This is a genomic window from Bacillus sp. MYb56, assembly GCF_002976445.1.
Taxonomy (GTDB): Bacteria; Bacillota; Bacilli; order Bacillales; family Bacillaceae_G; genus Bacillus_A; species Bacillus_A mycoides.
The window spans coordinates 184,774-199,006 of sequence record NZ_PCOH01000007.1 but is presented as its reverse complement, the minus strand read 5'-3'; the positions used below and the strand labels follow the sequence as shown (position 1 = coordinate 199,006).

18 protein-coding genes and 1 pseudogene are annotated in these 14,233 nt (G+C 36.1%); 12 read left to right on the top strand and 7 right to left on the bottom strand.

Annotated elements, in window-relative coordinates:
- The first annotated feature begins 295 nt into the window (after positions 1 to 295).
- The 3 genes and pseudogenes from CQ058_RS11905 (at position 296) to CQ058_RS11895 (ending at position 1,429) form a co-directional block, all read left to right on the top strand.
- The gene (locus tag CQ058_RS11905; RefSeq protein ID WP_002011296.1) at positions 296 to 442 is read left to right on the top strand and encodes a BC1881 family protein; all 147 of its coding nucleotides are present in this window, start codon (positions 296 to 298) and stop codon (positions 440 to 442) included.
- 282 nt (positions 443 to 724) lie between these two features.
- The gene (locus CQ058_RS11900; protein ID WP_002030277.1) at positions 725 to 958 is read left to right on the top strand and encodes a hypothetical protein; all 234 of its coding nucleotides are present in this window, start codon (positions 725 to 727) and stop codon (positions 956 to 958) included.
- A 238-nt stretch (positions 959 to 1,196) separates the two neighbouring features.
- Positions 1,197 to 1,429: pseudogene (locus CQ058_RS11895) on the top strand (DUF2642 domain-containing protein).
- Between the two features lie 67 nt (positions 1,430 to 1,496).
- Here the strand turns inward: CQ058_RS11895 and CQ058_RS11890 are convergent.
- The gene (locus tag CQ058_RS11890; RefSeq protein ID WP_002166150.1) at positions 1,497 to 1,772 is read right to left on the bottom strand and encodes a hypothetical protein; all 276 of its coding nucleotides are present in this window, start codon (positions 1,770 to 1,772) and stop codon (positions 1,497 to 1,499) included.
- Between the two features lie 277 nt (positions 1,773 to 2,049).
- Between CQ058_RS11890 and CQ058_RS11885 the strand changes: the two genes are divergently transcribed.
- Complete coding sequence (locus CQ058_RS11885; protein ID WP_002188740.1) at positions 2,050 to 2,313, top strand: hypothetical protein; 264 nt, start codon at positions 2,050 to 2,052, stop codon at positions 2,311 to 2,313.
- A gap of 135 nt (positions 2,314 to 2,448) precedes the next feature.
- Here CQ058_RS11885 and prsA read toward each other — a convergent pair whose 3' ends face one another.
- Both prsA and CQ058_RS11875 read right to left on the bottom strand, forming a co-directional pair.
- Positions 2,449 to 3,306 carry a peptidylprolyl isomerase PrsA gene (prsA, locus tag CQ058_RS11880; protein ID WP_002188741.1) on the bottom strand — a complete coding sequence of 286 codons (858 nt, stop codon included), beginning with the start codon at positions 3,304 to 3,306 and terminating at the stop codon, positions 2,449 to 2,451.
- Positions 3,307 to 3,436: 130 nt separating this feature from the next.
- A complete protein-coding gene (locus CQ058_RS11875; RefSeq protein WP_001120851.1) occupies positions 3,437 to 3,568 on the bottom strand; it encodes a DUF3941 domain-containing protein in 132 nt (43 codons plus the stop codon).
- Between the two features lie 100 nt (positions 3,569 to 3,668).
- On the opposite strand from CQ058_RS11875, the gene CQ058_RS11870 reads away from it, so the two are divergent.
- Positions 3,669 to 4,526 carry a YitT family protein gene (locus CQ058_RS11870; protein WP_002125914.1) on the top strand — a complete coding sequence of 286 codons (858 nt, stop codon included), beginning with the start codon at positions 3,669 to 3,671 and terminating at the stop codon, positions 4,524 to 4,526.
- A gap of 26 nt (positions 4,527 to 4,552) precedes the next feature.
- On the opposite strand, the gene CQ058_RS11865 is transcribed toward CQ058_RS11870, so the two are convergent.
- The 3 genes from CQ058_RS11865 to CQ058_RS11855 form a co-directional block, all read right to left on the bottom strand.
- Positions 4,553 to 4,750, bottom strand: a complete 198-nt coding sequence (locus CQ058_RS11865) for a DUF3813 domain-containing protein (protein WP_002011309.1) — start codon at positions 4,748 to 4,750, stop codon at positions 4,553 to 4,555.
- Positions 4,751 to 4,891 carry a hypothetical protein gene (locus tag CQ058_RS11860; RefSeq protein ID WP_000516816.1) on the bottom strand — a complete coding sequence of 47 codons (141 nt, stop codon included), beginning with the start codon at positions 4,889 to 4,891 and terminating at the stop codon, positions 4,751 to 4,753.
- Between the two features lie 105 nt (positions 4,892 to 4,996).
- Positions 4,997 to 5,806 (bottom strand): Cof-type HAD-IIB family hydrolase, encoded by an 810-nt coding sequence (locus CQ058_RS11855; RefSeq protein ID WP_002188745.1) that lies wholly within the window; start codon positions 5,804 to 5,806, stop codon positions 4,997 to 4,999.
- A 490-nt stretch (positions 5,807 to 6,296) separates the two neighbouring features.
- Between CQ058_RS11855 and CQ058_RS11845 the strand changes: the two genes are divergently transcribed.
- Together CQ058_RS11845 and clpB are read left to right on the top strand one after the other, a co-directional pair.
- Positions 6,297 to 6,476 (top strand): YjzC family protein, encoded by a 180-nt coding sequence (locus CQ058_RS11845; protein ID WP_000531422.1) that lies wholly within the window; start codon positions 6,297 to 6,299, stop codon positions 6,474 to 6,476.
- Positions 6,477 to 6,648: 172 nt separating this feature from the next.
- Positions 6,649 to 9,249 carry an ATP-dependent chaperone ClpB gene (gene clpB / locus CQ058_RS11840; RefSeq protein ID WP_002193276.1) on the top strand — a complete coding sequence of 867 codons (2,601 nt, stop codon included), beginning with the start codon at positions 6,649 to 6,651 and terminating at the stop codon, positions 9,247 to 9,249.
- Between the two features lie 33 nt (positions 9,250 to 9,282).
- Here the strand turns inward: clpB and CQ058_RS11835 are convergent, their stop codons facing one another.
- Positions 9,283 to 9,465, bottom strand: coding sequence for a YjzD family protein (locus CQ058_RS11835; RefSeq protein ID WP_001211111.1), 183 nt, complete (start codon positions 9,463 to 9,465; stop codon positions 9,283 to 9,285).
- 156 nt (positions 9,466 to 9,621) lie between these two features.
- On the opposite strand from CQ058_RS11835, the gene CQ058_RS11830 reads away from it, so the two are divergent.
- The 5 genes from CQ058_RS11830 (at position 9,622) to fabF (ending at position 14,137) form a co-directional block, all read left to right on the top strand.
- Positions 9,622 to 10,356 (top strand): lipase family protein, encoded by a 735-nt coding sequence (locus CQ058_RS11830; protein ID WP_000028694.1) that lies wholly within the window; start codon positions 9,622 to 9,624, stop codon positions 10,354 to 10,356.
- Positions 10,357 to 10,385: 29 nt separating this feature from the next.
- Positions 10,386 to 11,258 (top strand): NAD-dependent epimerase/dehydratase family protein, encoded by an 873-nt coding sequence (locus CQ058_RS11825; RefSeq protein ID WP_002188748.1) that lies wholly within the window; start codon positions 10,386 to 10,388, stop codon positions 11,256 to 11,258.
- A 64-nt stretch (positions 11,259 to 11,322) separates the two neighbouring features.
- Positions 11,323 to 11,499, top strand: a complete 177-nt coding sequence (locus CQ058_RS11820; protein WP_002011319.1) for a ComZ family protein — start codon at positions 11,323 to 11,325, stop codon at positions 11,497 to 11,499.
- A 434-nt stretch (positions 11,500 to 11,933) separates the two neighbouring features.
- Entirely contained in the window at positions 11,934 to 12,866 is a 933-nt protein-coding gene (fabH, locus tag CQ058_RS11815) for a beta-ketoacyl-ACP synthase III (protein ID WP_001100550.1), read from the top strand.
- A gap of 32 nt (positions 12,867 to 12,898) precedes the next feature.
- The gene (gene fabF, locus CQ058_RS11810) at positions 12,899 to 14,137 is read left to right on the top strand and encodes a beta-ketoacyl-ACP synthase II (RefSeq protein ID WP_105589710.1); all 1,239 of its coding nucleotides are present in this window, start codon (positions 12,899 to 12,901) and stop codon (positions 14,135 to 14,137) included.
- The last annotated feature ends 96 nt before the right edge of the window (positions 14,138 to 14,233 follow it).

Below are 14,233 nucleotides of genomic sequence, written 5' to 3'. Positions count from 1 at the left end.
ACGGACAAGGAGCCGTAAGGATGAAAGAGAGGTAGGGCTTTCATTGTTTTAGGTAATATACTATCTAAGTCATTATTTCTAGAAGAAAAAACAATCAATCTCACCGCTATCTTTAAGAATTTCTTACATCTACTGAGACAGTGAATAGTAATTGTTTATCTTCTTTACGTAAAATTGATAAGCGAACTGGTAACACCATATGGTTAACTACAAAAAATGGTTTCCAGACCAGGAAACCACTTTTAATTTTATTTACATAACAATAGTAAATTAAGCAGTAAGAAGGAGTGCACACATGAAAAAAATGTTAACCAAAGAATTAAGTAAAGAATTAAAGAAGCGGGAAGGGGTCATTTCTATTACAGTTGAGCCTTATGAAAAAATCGAAGTTGGTGGAATTCGTGTAGATGGACCAGCTGTTATTCTAATTAATCAAGAATAGCTAAAAATAGTTGAATGCACGAAGAAAAGGATCAGCCTTTAAGAGAAGGGAGGATCCTTTTTGTTTGCTGCAGCTAATATGGGGTACACATAATTTTCATCTGATGTGTTGGGGTTAATAGGAAGGAGAGGGTCGGGATTATCATAGTGGAAAGCTTAACATTGGTAGGATTTCTTTTCATGTTATATACATTAGTTGCTAAAAAAACAAACTAATTATTTAAATGGACAGATTTTTCTTTTTAAGGTCGGAATTTATTTTATAGTGAAATGGATAATTTAGATGGATGCAAGGAAAGAACGCATAAAATACGAGGAAATGTCAAAGAATTATGACTGTATTTATTTAGTTTCGTTTATCTTATTAATTGTGCTTGTTTGTAGTAGTGTGATTATCATAGGAGCTACAGGGGGGAAATATGGAGTGTTTTTATTGTTAACAATTTTACTTAACGCACGTATTACTAAAGAATCTCAAAAAATGTATGAGCACTATTCTAATAAAGGGCGTATTTAAAATGATACATATCTTGAAAGGAACAGCCTGGATGTACATTCAAAATATCCCTATATCATCACCTATTAACTAGTAAAAGTAACCTTATATAAATAATTTTTTAGCAATTTAGGAATAGAAAACGCACCTTATTAAAATGTTAGTTTCGTTTTTATAATGAAATATCCTTCTAGTATAGTTATAAGATTTATATCATATATTAAGAGGGAAAATGTAAGTTAGAAAGGAGTCCTATAGAATGAGTTTTTTAGAGGCAAATGACTTTAGTGAACAAAATATGGTAAGTGTACCTAATCCCTACGTATATTAGACATTACAATCGGTAATTGGTAAACATGTGGTTATTGAAGCTGTAAGAGGTAATGTAAGAGGAAAGTTAAAGAATGTGAACCGGATCATTTGCTCATTGAAGATAAGGTGCCGCATATTGTACGTATTCAACAAATTGTATGGATTATGCCAAAACAATGATCAAATTACATCTAGTTTGATTTATAACCGATTGGCGTCATAGACGCCCAAATAAAAATACAGGGTTTTATCTCTGTGTTTCTTCAAATTTTCGTTTTTGAATATATGCTTGAGCATGAATGATTTCTTCCTGAAGTGCTTCTAATTCTTCCGTAGATCCTGATTCAATCCTCATATAAGTAGTAACTAAACTAATCATCATATCCATCTTCTCTACTATATTTTGAATGACCTGTTCAGATTGCTCTTTTTTAGGGTGTTGTATTGCTATTAATACATTTTCCATATAATTGTTCTTTCTTTGCTGGATATCATAAATAAACTGTTTTGTGTTTGAGTTCATTTGTTGTTCCTCCTTTTGGATATATTTTCATTCTATCATATTTGAATAGAAAATATTGGATTCCCCTAAATTCACACCTGTCTCGTATATCTCCACAAATATACAAACTAATTCCTTAACGTACAGGGAATAAATTGAAATACGTCAATTTAATGTCTAAATGTACAGTTTTCTTTTTTGGGTATGGTGCCCCCTAATAGCTTCAGTTGAATTTTGTATGCTTTTGTTACAAGAGATTAAGAAAGAATAGATGAGATATTGAAACGGAGGTACGGAAGTGCAAGATAATGTACTTGAACAATTAATAAACCGTCTTTCCATAGTATGCCCTGAAAAAGAACGTGAAATATTAGCGGTGGATTTAAATGATATATATGAGAGTAGTGAAAGATTCGAAAAATTGCTTGAAAATATTATGAAATCTCAGCAAAATAAAGAAGACTTAATAGATATATTAATTGAAGTAGAGATAGAACTAGATCAAATCAATTGGCATTATAAAAGTCTGAAGAAAAAGCTGAAAGTATTAATGAAAGAATAAAAGAAGTAGGCTGCTCAAGCAGCCTACTTCTTTATGTTGTTAATTTTCGTCGGTAAATCGATATATTCGAAAAAATGCCGATACAATCTCATTTACCATCATGCATACTGTTCAAAAAGTTTGCACCCTCGTTTTTTATTTACCTTTCCCAAAAAGATGAGAAAATGTATCTTTCAAGTCACTATCGTTTATTTTAATATCCGCCTTTTTTAATTCATCTTGTAATAATTTTTGACCGAAGGAAGGGTCGGCGAGACGTTCTTCTTCTAAGTCTTTACGTATAGAGTCTTTCACTTTATCGTAAGGTTGTAAATCTTTTTTATCAGTTAGTTTAATAATGTGATAGCCGTTTGGTGATTTTACGGGATTGCTAATTTGGCCGGGCTTTAATTTGTAGGCAGCTTTTTCAAATTCAGGTGTCATTTTGCCTGCCCCGAAGTATCCGAGGTCTCCGTCATTATCTTTTGATGCTAAATCTTGAGATTCTTGTTTTGCTAATTCTTCAAATGAAGTGCCGGTATCTAATTTCTTCTTTATCTCTTTCGCTTCATTTTCGTTACTTACTAAAATGTGACTAGCTTTAATTTCTGGTTTATAGTGGTCTTTCACATCTTTTTCTGTAACGCTTTGTTTAATCGCTTCATTCAATGCAAGTTTGAATTTAATTTGATTTTTGAAATCTTCTTCATCTTTTAAACGATTATTTTCTAGTGTTGCTTTGAATTGTTCTCCATATTGATCTTTTGCTTTTTCTACTTCTTTATCTACTGCATCATCAGATACTTTATATTTTTTAGTAATAACATCTTGTGCTACCATTTCGTATAGCGTGTCTTTTCCGTATCGATCTTTCAATTGTTTTTCGAAATCGCTCTTCGTAATGGTTGAGTTTGTTGTTGTAGCGATTGTGCCCGAGTCATTTTTTTGTCCGCAAGCAGATAGCATTAATATACTTATTAGTGCAGTGATAATGAATGTACTTTTTCCTTTCATGCTAACACCTCATCCGAATATGTTATCGCTATTGTAGAATATAGAAGTGAACATGAAGTGAATTTTTAATGTTTTTTCCCTGTAAAATGTAAAAAAAGTACATCAACATTAACGTTGATGTACGATGTAATCAAAGGTGATCGGTTTTCTTAGAATATGCACGTTTTCCTTGCTGAATATTTTTTTGCTCTTGTTCATTTTTTTGAGTGCGCTTTGCATTATTGTCGCGTGCTTTTTTGTCGTTATCACTAGTATGTGGCATATGTATCAACTCCATTTCTAAACGTTGTATGTTTATCATTTCCTTTTTCGTAAAGACTATGTATAGCGGTGCATTCATGAATACTAAAGGTGGATTAGAAATGGATTTGAAGCTGAATTATACTGAACTTATTAAGAAGTTAGTCGTTGTAATTATTGCGGGTTTATTAAATGCGATTGGGATGAATTTATTTTTAACACCAGCGAAAGTGTATGCGAGTGGTTTTGCTGGATTGTCTCAATTATTGTCACAAATATTAGGTGACTTTTTATCTATTCATATATCTACGGGGGTATTGTTTAGTTTGTTTAATATTCCTGTCGTTATTTTAGCGTGGAAAAAGGTTGGGAAGGCCTTTACATTTTTTAGTTTTCTTTGTGTTGTATTTATGACTTTGTTTTTAGAAATTATCCCAGTTAGAGCGGTTTCGCACGATATTATATTGAATGCGATTTTTGGTGGTATTATTTCAGCGATTGGGGTAGGGGTTGCTTTAAAGTGGGGGGCTTCTACAGGTGGTCTAGATATTATTGCCATGATTTTATCAAAAATAAAAGATAAGCCTGTCGGCACGTATTTTTTCTTCTTTAATGCACTTATCATTATCGCTGCTGGCTACGTATATGGATGGGAAAAGGCATTATATACTTTAGTCACTTTGTATGTATCAACGAGAATTATTGATGCGATTCATACCCGTCATGTGAAGATTACGGCATTAATTGTTACAAAGAACGGGGCAGATGTGCGAAAAGCGATTCACTCTCGCTTAGTGAGAGGGATTACAACTATACCAGCAACAGGTGCTTATACAAATGAAAATAAAGAAATGTTAATGATTGTTATTACTCGTTACGAGTTGTACGAATTAGAGAGGGTTATTAAACAAGTGGACCCAGGTGCATTTACAAATATACTGCAAACGGTCGGTGTGTTTGGATTGTTTAGAAAAGATTAAAGAGGACCAAAGCTGGTCCTCCTTTTTTAATGCGAATTCGTAATGTTTTGCAATTGCTCCTGCATTTCACGTAGCTGAACTTTTTCAGCAGTTGAAGAGTTTGCATAAGCAGAGTGCAAAGAGTTTTTTGCTCTATAAACGAGTTCCTGTTGTTCAGCGCCACTTGAACAAGAAACGGCACTTGAAACAGCGTCTCTAGCTTGTTGGAATAGTAAGTTCCCCATTTAAACCCCTCCAAATGAAGAGTTACTTCTCGCTTTTTCTGCCTCAGCTAATGTACCTCTGTACGGGAATCTTGCATCATGCTTCATAACAGCATCGGCTCCTTGCTGGATAAAACGTTTTGATTTGTTCTTTTTACCCATTCGAAAAACCCCCTTTATTTAGCTGAAAACAATTGACGCGCTGACTTTTGCGTCTAATAATAGTATGAGCGTTTAGCGAGAAACTATAAGCAGGGAATTTTTAGATTACAATCCAAGAACCTCTTCTAAATATAGAGCGATACCATCTTCTTCATTCGTTAATGTCGTATGATTTGCCAGTGATTTTAATTCAGGAATCGCATTACCCATTGCGATTCCATGACCAGCAAATTCGATCATTTCAAAGTCGTTATCCTCATCACCAAAAGCGATAATTCGCTCTTTAGGAATGTTATAATGGCCTGAAATTTTTTGTAATCCGACAGCTTTATTTAATCCGCTTTTTACAATTTCAATAATTGGCCAAGGTGCACCCCATTTTCTATGGTCGATGACTTCAGCATGCATATCTGTTAAATGTTGGCGAATTGCAGCAGAATGCTCGTCATGTGCATCGATTAATAAGCAAGTTGGATGGTCGTTTAAAATATTTAATAAATCTCCTGTGAAAATCCTTGGAGAACCGAATTCAAAAATATGTTTTTTATCTTCATCAATTTCACGGACATACACATCATCGATGACTTCAGCATAGACATTTTTCACGCCGAAACCAAAGCAAGCTCGGACGATTTCTTGCGCTGTTGAAAGTTCAAGAGGAGAGTGATGTGTTCCCCAACTTGAATCAAGAGGGTGATGCACGTAAGCTCCATTAAAGTTTACGATTGGTGTGTTAAGGCTAAGTTCTTTATAATAATCGTAACTAGCGCGGAATGGACGTCCTGTTGAAATAACGACAATATGTCCTTGTTCTTTTGCTTTTGCAATTGTGTTTTTCGTTCTTGGAGAAATTATTTTGTTGTCTGTTAATAAAGTTCCGTCTAAGTCTAATGCGATTAAATGTTGTTTGTTCATAATTTCACCTCTTATAATAAATTTTTTGATTCTATCTGTATTTCCGTTTTTAATATGCAGAAATAAGAGGTTAGACTGGGTGAAACTACTGTAGATGAAAGTTTCACTATATATCCATCTTACGTCGCGAAGCGCTGTGGTGTCTACTATTTCTCGTTGGAAATTAGGAAAAGTCAATATCTTTTTAGAAAGTTCAAACAATGTTTTTTTCATTATGTACAAATTGTGAAAAGGGTTACATTGCTCGTATGATGAGGCTTATAATGAACATGTAATCTTCTCGTATATGTTTGACTCTCCTTTGAAACTGGCCTAAAGTAGGTTGGTTTCTTTTTTTTCAACAAATATGCCAATAATTCCTGCTTAAGCTTGTGTAATTATATATATGTACATGGGTAAACCGTAGTACTTGTTTCCTAAACATGACAGAAAAGCTTTCTTTTAAAATGGATATACTAATGAGGCAAGACGTCATGGAAGGAGAATGGAAATGGGACAAAATCGCAGGTTTCGTTCAGGGCAAAAGGCGCCAAATGATGGCATTTACGTAGAAATTGGTGAAACGGGAAGTATGGTGAAAAATCCGCAAATGGTACAATTAACTGCCGGTGAAAAGTTTCCAGATAACACGAATCATAACCGTCAGTGGACATATAAAAGAAAACCGTAACAGAAGCCGCAATCGTTATTGCGGCTTTTTTGATTAGGAAAATGAATGTTACTTTTTTCTTTTTCCAATAATAAGTTTGAACTACATAAGCAAAATTATTGTATAAAAAAGTCAGTTGGCGTATAATCAAATCAAAGGTCAAAGAAAGTCAAACATTTGGAGGGCTGTAAAGATGGACTTAAATCAAATGACAACGAAAACACAGGAAGCGATTATGAGTGCTCAATCTTTAGCGGTATCTCATCATCATCAAGAAGTAGATACTGTTCATCTATTGCTTACGTTATTAGAGCAGCAAGACGGATTAACAGTACGTATTTTTCAAAAAATGAATGTCGATATAGAAGCGTTAAAGCAAGGTGTAGAAAGTTTAATTAAGAAAAAGCCTTCTGTAACTGGAAGCGGGGCAGAGGCAGGGAAATTATATGTAACAGGTGCTTTGCAACAACTGCTTGTAAGAGCAGGAAAAGAAGCGGAGAAATTGCGAGATGACTACATTTCAATCGAACATGTATTACTTGCTTTTTCTGAAGAAAAAGGCGATATAAATCAATTATTCGCAAAATTTTATATTACGAAAGATAACTTATTACAGTCTTTAATGACAGTTCGGGGGAATCAAAGAGTGACTAGTCAAAATCCAGAAGCAACTTATGAAGCGTTAGAAAAATATGGCCGTGATTTAGTGGCTGAAGTAAGAGCGGGGAAAATTGATCCTGTAATTGGCAGAGATAGTGAAATTCGCCGCGTGATCCGCATTCTTTCACGCAAAACGAAAAATAACCCCGTTTTAATCGGAGAGCCAGGTGTTGGTAAAACAGCAATCGTTGAAGGATTAGCGCAGCGTATTGTGAAAAAAGATGTCCCAGAAGGATTAAAAGATAGAACAATTTTCGCTTTAGATATGAGTGCACTTGTGGCCGGAGCAAAATTCCGCGGTGAGTTTGAAGAACGTCTGCAAGCTGTATTAAATGAAATTAAAAAGAGTGAAGGTCGCATTTTATTATTCATTGATGAACTTCATACAATCGTCGGCGCTGGTAAAACAGAAGGAGCGATGGATGCGGGAAATATGTTAAAACCAATGCTAGCGCGTGGTGAACTGCATTGTATCGGGGCAACGACATTAGATGAATACCGTAAATATATTGAGAAAGATCCAGCGTTAGAAAGACGTTTCCAACAAGTGTTAGCAGAAGAGCCAACTGTTGAGGATACAATTTCCATTTTACGTGGTTTAAAAGAGCGTTTTGAAATTTATCACGGTGTAAATATTCATGATCGCGCGATTGTAGCGGCATCTGTTTTATCAGATCGATATATTTCGGATCGTTTCTTGCCCGATAAAGCAATTGATCTTGTTGATGAAGCTTGTGCAACAATTCGAACAGAAATTGATTCTATGCCAACAGAACTAGATGAAGTAACGCGCCGCATTATGCAGCTGGAAATTGAAGAAGCTGCTCTTGGGAAAGAAAAGGACTTAGGTAGTCAAGAGCGCCTAAAAACATTGCAACGTGAATTATCGGATTTAAAAGAAGTTGCAAGTAGTATGAGAGCGAAATGGGAGAAAGAAAAAGAAGACATTCATAAAGTGCGTGACTTACGTGAACATTTAGAGCGCTTGCGCCGTGAGTTAGAAGAAGCAGAAGGAAATTACGATTTAAATAAAGCAGCTGAGCTTCGCCACGGGAAAATTCCAGCTATCGAAAAAGAGTTAAAAGAAGCGGAAGAGATGGGTGCACATAATAAACAAGAGAATCGTTTATTACGCGAGGAAGTAAGTGAAGAAGAAATTGCAGACATTGTTTCAAGGTGGACTGGTATTCCTGTCGCAAAACTCGTTGAAGGTGAACGTGAGAAATTATTACGTCTTGAACAAATTTTATCAGAGCGTGTTATCGGTCAAGAGGAAGCGGTAAGCCTTGTATCAGACGCAGTACTTCGTGCTCGCGCTGGTATTAAAGATCCGAATCGTCCAATTGGTTCATTTATTTTCTTAGGCCCTACAGGTGTTGGTAAAACTGAGCTTGCAAAAACGTTAGCGCAAACATTATTTGACAGTGAAGAGCAAATGATTCGTATCGATATGTCTGAGTATATGGAGAAACACGCAGTGTCACGCTTAATTGGAGCGCCTCCTGGATATGTTGGATATGAAGAAGGTGGTCAATTAACAGAAGCAGTAAGACGTAAACCGTATTCTGTTATTTTGTTAGATGAAATCGAAAAAGCACATCCAGAAGTATTCAACATTTTATTACAAATGTTAGACGATGGACGCATTACAGATTCACAAGGACGTACAGTAGACTTTAAAAATACGGTTATTATTATGACTTCAAATATTGGATCTGCTCACTTATTAGAAGGGCTAGAAGAAGATGGTTCTATTAAAGAAGAGTCAAGAGAACTTGTAATGGGACAATTAAGAGGACATTTCCGACCAGAATTCTTAAACCGTGTCGATGAAATTATTTTATTCAAACCTCTTACAAGGAATGAAATTAAAGGTATTGTTGATAAGATTGTACAAGAATTACAAGGGCGTTTAGCAGATCGCCACATATCATTAGAATTGACGGAATCTGCAAAAGAATTTGTTGTAGAAGCTGGATTCGATCCGCTGTACGGAGCTCGTCCGTTAAAACGATACGTACAGCGTCAAGTTGAGACGAAATTAGCGAGAGAATTAATTGCAGGAGCGATTACTGACAATAGTCACGTAGTGGTTGATGTAGAAAATAACGAATTAGTCGTTCATGTAAAGTAAAAAAAGAGTTCGGATAAAATCCGGACTCTTTTTTTAGTGTTGTTCTACTGGCTCGTTTGGAATCGCAGCTGCAATCGCTAATACTAATACCGCAAGAACAACTGAGAAAATAGACGCTTGGTTAAAATCGTATGTACCGCCAGTCATAGAGCCGATTACATAGCTCATCATATGTACAAGTGCGAACGACCAAATTAATGCCCAAATGAAACGCATATTTTACACCTCTATTCGTTCAATCTGTCCTTATTGTAACACAATTGAAAAAAGAATATAGAAAAATATTTGTAGATTTTTCAACGCAAATTTGCATTCTGTTCATACATTATAAAAGAGTACTTTTATACGTTTAGAAAATAAGGCGGGGGAAAAATGAGTATTACGGAACGTTTTTTTTATTTAGAAAAAGAACCATGTGTAATTTATTTACCAGAAAAGCCAAATGGATTTTCTGTTATGCTCCTAGGGGATTATAACTATTTTATTGAGAATGGTACAAGTTTATGGACACAACATGCAGGGAGAGCTTATTTTTTACAGGGTCTTATTGAAAAAGGCTATACGGTCTTTTCATCTAACTTATACGGAAGGCATTGGGGGAACGATCGAGCTGTTCGTCTTGCAAAACGTTTGTATGATGTCGTTCTAAGAAAAGAGACATTGAATGCGAAAATGCACATTATGGCAGATGGTATGGGAGCGCTTGTAGCACTGGAGATGATGAACAAATACCCGGAATGTATACGTTCTGTCGTTATGTTAAATCCGTGTTTAGATTTACCAGAATATGTGGAGTTTGAGAAAGAGCATAAGTTTTTTTACAAAAGATTAGTGAAGGAATTAAGTTTGGCGTATGATTCCAAAGAAGAAGAATTAGAATCAAAAATAAATAAGAAATCATTTGCGCTTCTTCCGTCTTGTGTACCTGTTAAGATTTTCGTATCAACACAGGAAAAAAGAGGAAGAAAACAATTGTTACGTAAATACGAGAAAATGAGGCAATTCAATCAATGCGATACTTCTGTTTTATTCCATCTGCAAGATGTGAAATATAAAATGGTTAGACAAACAACTGATTTCTTTAAAAAATATGAAGAAGAATTGTGAAGCTCCCATATACATAAATGAGGAGCTATTTGTTTCAAGGGGAAAGGGTTGGTGGTATGAAACGCGTGCTGATTATAGGTGCACTTACGTTTGTAGGTTATCACCTTGTGAATAAAATGATTGCAGAAGAAGTAGAAGTATATGGTCTTGATTTTGATGAATTTGATAGTATGACAAAAATTAATGAAGAGAAATTATTGTTGATTGGACGGAATGCGTTATTTACGTACTATTCTATAAGGGATGAAGACGGATGGCGATCGGTTGAGGAAGAGAGTTTCGATACGGTTTATTTTTGCTTGTATGAGCCGAATCAGCAAAGTGGATTTCGGAATGAAAGGGTCATATTACAATATTTAAAACGAATCGTAAGGATGTGTGAAAAAAATAAAGTAAAGTTAAATCTAATTTCTTCTATTGAAATAGGAAGCACTGAAGAATCCGAAAACAAACATCTATTTTCGAAAGTGGAAGAAGGGTTGAAAAAAGGCGAATTACAATATAGTGCATATCGAGTTCCTACATTATATGGGCCGTGGCAACCGTCGTTTATGATGTATCATCAGCTTATTTTATCAGAACTTGATGAAAAAGAGTGCCGTTGTATAAATGGAGAAAAAGGAAGCGATTTACTTTACGTTGAAGATGTATGTGAATATTTATGGGAAAATGGAATGAATGTAAAACACCTCGGTATATATAACTTACTTAGCGGAAAAGAAGCGTTATGGGAAAAAGGTATGACCTTGCTGCATGCAGATGATAAAGTAAATAAAAAAAATGTGGAAGTAAGAGATGAAGCTGTAGAGGTTATTTCTATTCAAAAAAATACACCAGTAGAATTCGGTTTAAATAAACAATTAGCACATATGAAAAAATATAAAGAGTTATACGAAGGGTAGCGCACGTGTTAAACTATTGTATGGATAATTGATTGAAAAGCTTTAATGGAGAGGAAGAGATTACATGAACGAAAAAAGTATGCAATTTTTACAAATCGCAATGAAACATTTACCAGAAGCTAAGGCAATTTTAGATTCTAATGGAATTGCGCTTGATATGGAGAAAGCACAGCCAGTGTTAGAGCTATTGATGAAAGTAATGGGCGAAGCATATGAGCTTGGGAAAGCAGATAAAGAATAAAACCAAACCCTTCTTTTTTGATGGAAGAGAGGCTCGAACCGTGGATAGAAGCGGTAAGGGCCTTTTTTATTTCGAGCGAGGTAAGATCAGAGAGATGATGAGGTTAAAGGGAAAGGTTATGAGGAGAACGTCTTAGTTTTGAAGGGAAAGCAGATAAAGAATAAAACCAAACCCTTCTTTTTTGATGGGAGAGAGGCTCGAGCTGTGGATAGAAGCGGTAAGGGCTTTTTTTGTTTCGAGCGGAGTAAGGTCAAAAGTATTGGGAAGTTTATCTTTTGAAAGGATAGGGATTTTTCTGTTTCTTTTAATGAAAAATAAAGTTAGTAATACGCTGTCTTATTTTTTTAGCTGAAATATATTCTAGACAAAAGTACATTTATGTTTTAAAATTAGTACCAAGTCATAATAATTGATATAAAACGGAGGGCTGCGATGTGAACGTGGGCATTTTAGGGATCGGAAGATATGTGCCAGAAAAAGTAGTCACAAATCACGATTTAGAGAAAATCGTAGATACATCTGATGAATGGATTCGTACGAGAACGGGAATTGCAGAAAGACGCATTGCCGATGATACAATAGATACTTCATATATGGCGGTAGAGGCTTCTAAAAAAGCACTTGAAGATGCCGGGATTAGCGGAGAGGATATCGATCTTATTTTAGTGGCAACAGTAACGCCAGATCGCGCATTCCCAGCAGTAGCTTGTGTAATCCAAGAAGCAATTGGCGCAAAACACGCAGCCGCAATGGATTTAAGTGCAGCGTGTGCTGGCTTTATGTACGGAATGATTACAGCGCAGCAATTTATTCAAACGGGAACTTATAAAAATGTATTAGTAGTTGGTAGTGACAAACTATCTAAAATTGTAGACTGGAACGATCGAAATACAGCAGTACTATTTGGAGACGGAGCAGGTGCTATCGTAATGGGAGCTGTTTCGGAAGGAAAAGGTGTACTTTCTTTTGAATTAGGAGCGGACGGAAGTGGCGGTAAGCATCTTTATCAAGACGAGTATGTTATGATGAACGGCAGAGAAGTCTTTAAATTTGCTGTTCGCCAACTTGGTGATTCCTGTCTTCGCGTGTTAGAAAAAGCGGGACTTACGAAAGAGGATGTGGACTTCTTAGTACCACATCAAGCGAATATTCGTATTATGGAATCTGCAAGAGAAAGATTAAATTTACCGAAAGAAAAAATGAGTATGACAATTGAAAAGTTCGGTAATACATCGGCTTCTTCAATTCCAATTGCAATGGTAGAGGAATTGCAAAATGGACGTATTCAAGATGGTGATTTAATTATACTAGTCGGTTTTGGCGGCGGGTTAACATGGGGAGCAGTAGCTCTTCGTTGGGGTAAATAAGGACTGAGAGAAAAAAAAGGAGTGTATTTTGTATGGAAAAAAAGAGGGTCGTAATTACAGGGCTAGGAGCTGTTACACCGATCGGAACAGATGTTGAAACAGCTTGGGAAAACATTAAAAACGGTGTATCCGGAATCGGACGACTTACAAGAATAGATTCAGAACAAATTCCTGCAAAAGTAGCAGCAGAAATTAACGACTTTGAAATCGAAAAATATATAGATAAAAAAGAAGCGCGCCGTATGGACCGCTTTACGCAATATGCAGTAGCAGCAGCGAAAATGGCAGTTGCGGATGCGAAGCTTGAAATTACAGAAGAAAATGCACCACGCATTGGTGTATGGGTTGGTTCTGGTATTGGTGGTATGGAAACATACGAAGAACAATTTAAGATTTTTACTGAAAAAGGTCCGCGCCGCGTGAGCCCATTCTTCGTACCAATGATGATTCCAGATATGGCAGCAGGTCAAGTGTCAATCGCTACAGGAGCGAAAGGAATTAATACTTGCTCTGTAACAGCTTGTGCATCTGGAGCAAACTCAATTGGTGATGCGTTTAAAGTAATCCAGCGCGGTGATGCTGATGCGATGATAACAGGCGGAGCAGAAGCGCCATTAACAAGTATGGCATTCGCTGGGTTTAGCTCAGCGAAAGCATTAACATTCAATGAAGATCCAGCAACGGCTTGCCGCCCATTCGATAAAAATCGTAGCGGTTTCGTAATGGGTGAAGGATCAGGAATTCTTATTCTTGAAGAATTAGAGCACGCATTAGCACGTGGTGCTCACATTTATGCGGAAATTGCTGGTTATGGTGCAACTGGTGATGCGTTCCATATTACAATGCCTGCTCCTGGCGGTGAAGGCGGAGTTCGTGCGATGCGTCAAGCTTTAGCTGATGCAGGTCTAGAGCCAAAAGATATTGATTACATTAATGCACATGGTACAAGTACAGATGCAAATGAAAAGTATGAAACGATGGCAATTAAAGAAACTTTCGGTGAGCATGCATATAAAGTAGCGATTAGCTCAACGAAATCAATGACAGGTCATTTATTAGGAGCAGCTGGTGCTGTTGAAGCGATCTTCTCTATTAAATCAATTACAGACGGAGTAATTCCTCCGACGATTAACTATGAAACACCAGATCCAGAATGTGATTTAGATTACGTACCAAATACAGCGAGGCATCAAGAAGTGCGAGCTGTATTAAGTAATTCATTAGGATTCGGTGGTCATAACGCAGTATTAGTATTTAAAGCATATAAATAATATGTACAATAAGGTGTCTTTTCGTAAAGTATTACGAAAAGACACCTTATTTATTTTTTATCACCTTTACGTTCCTTTCTTTTTTGCATATACATA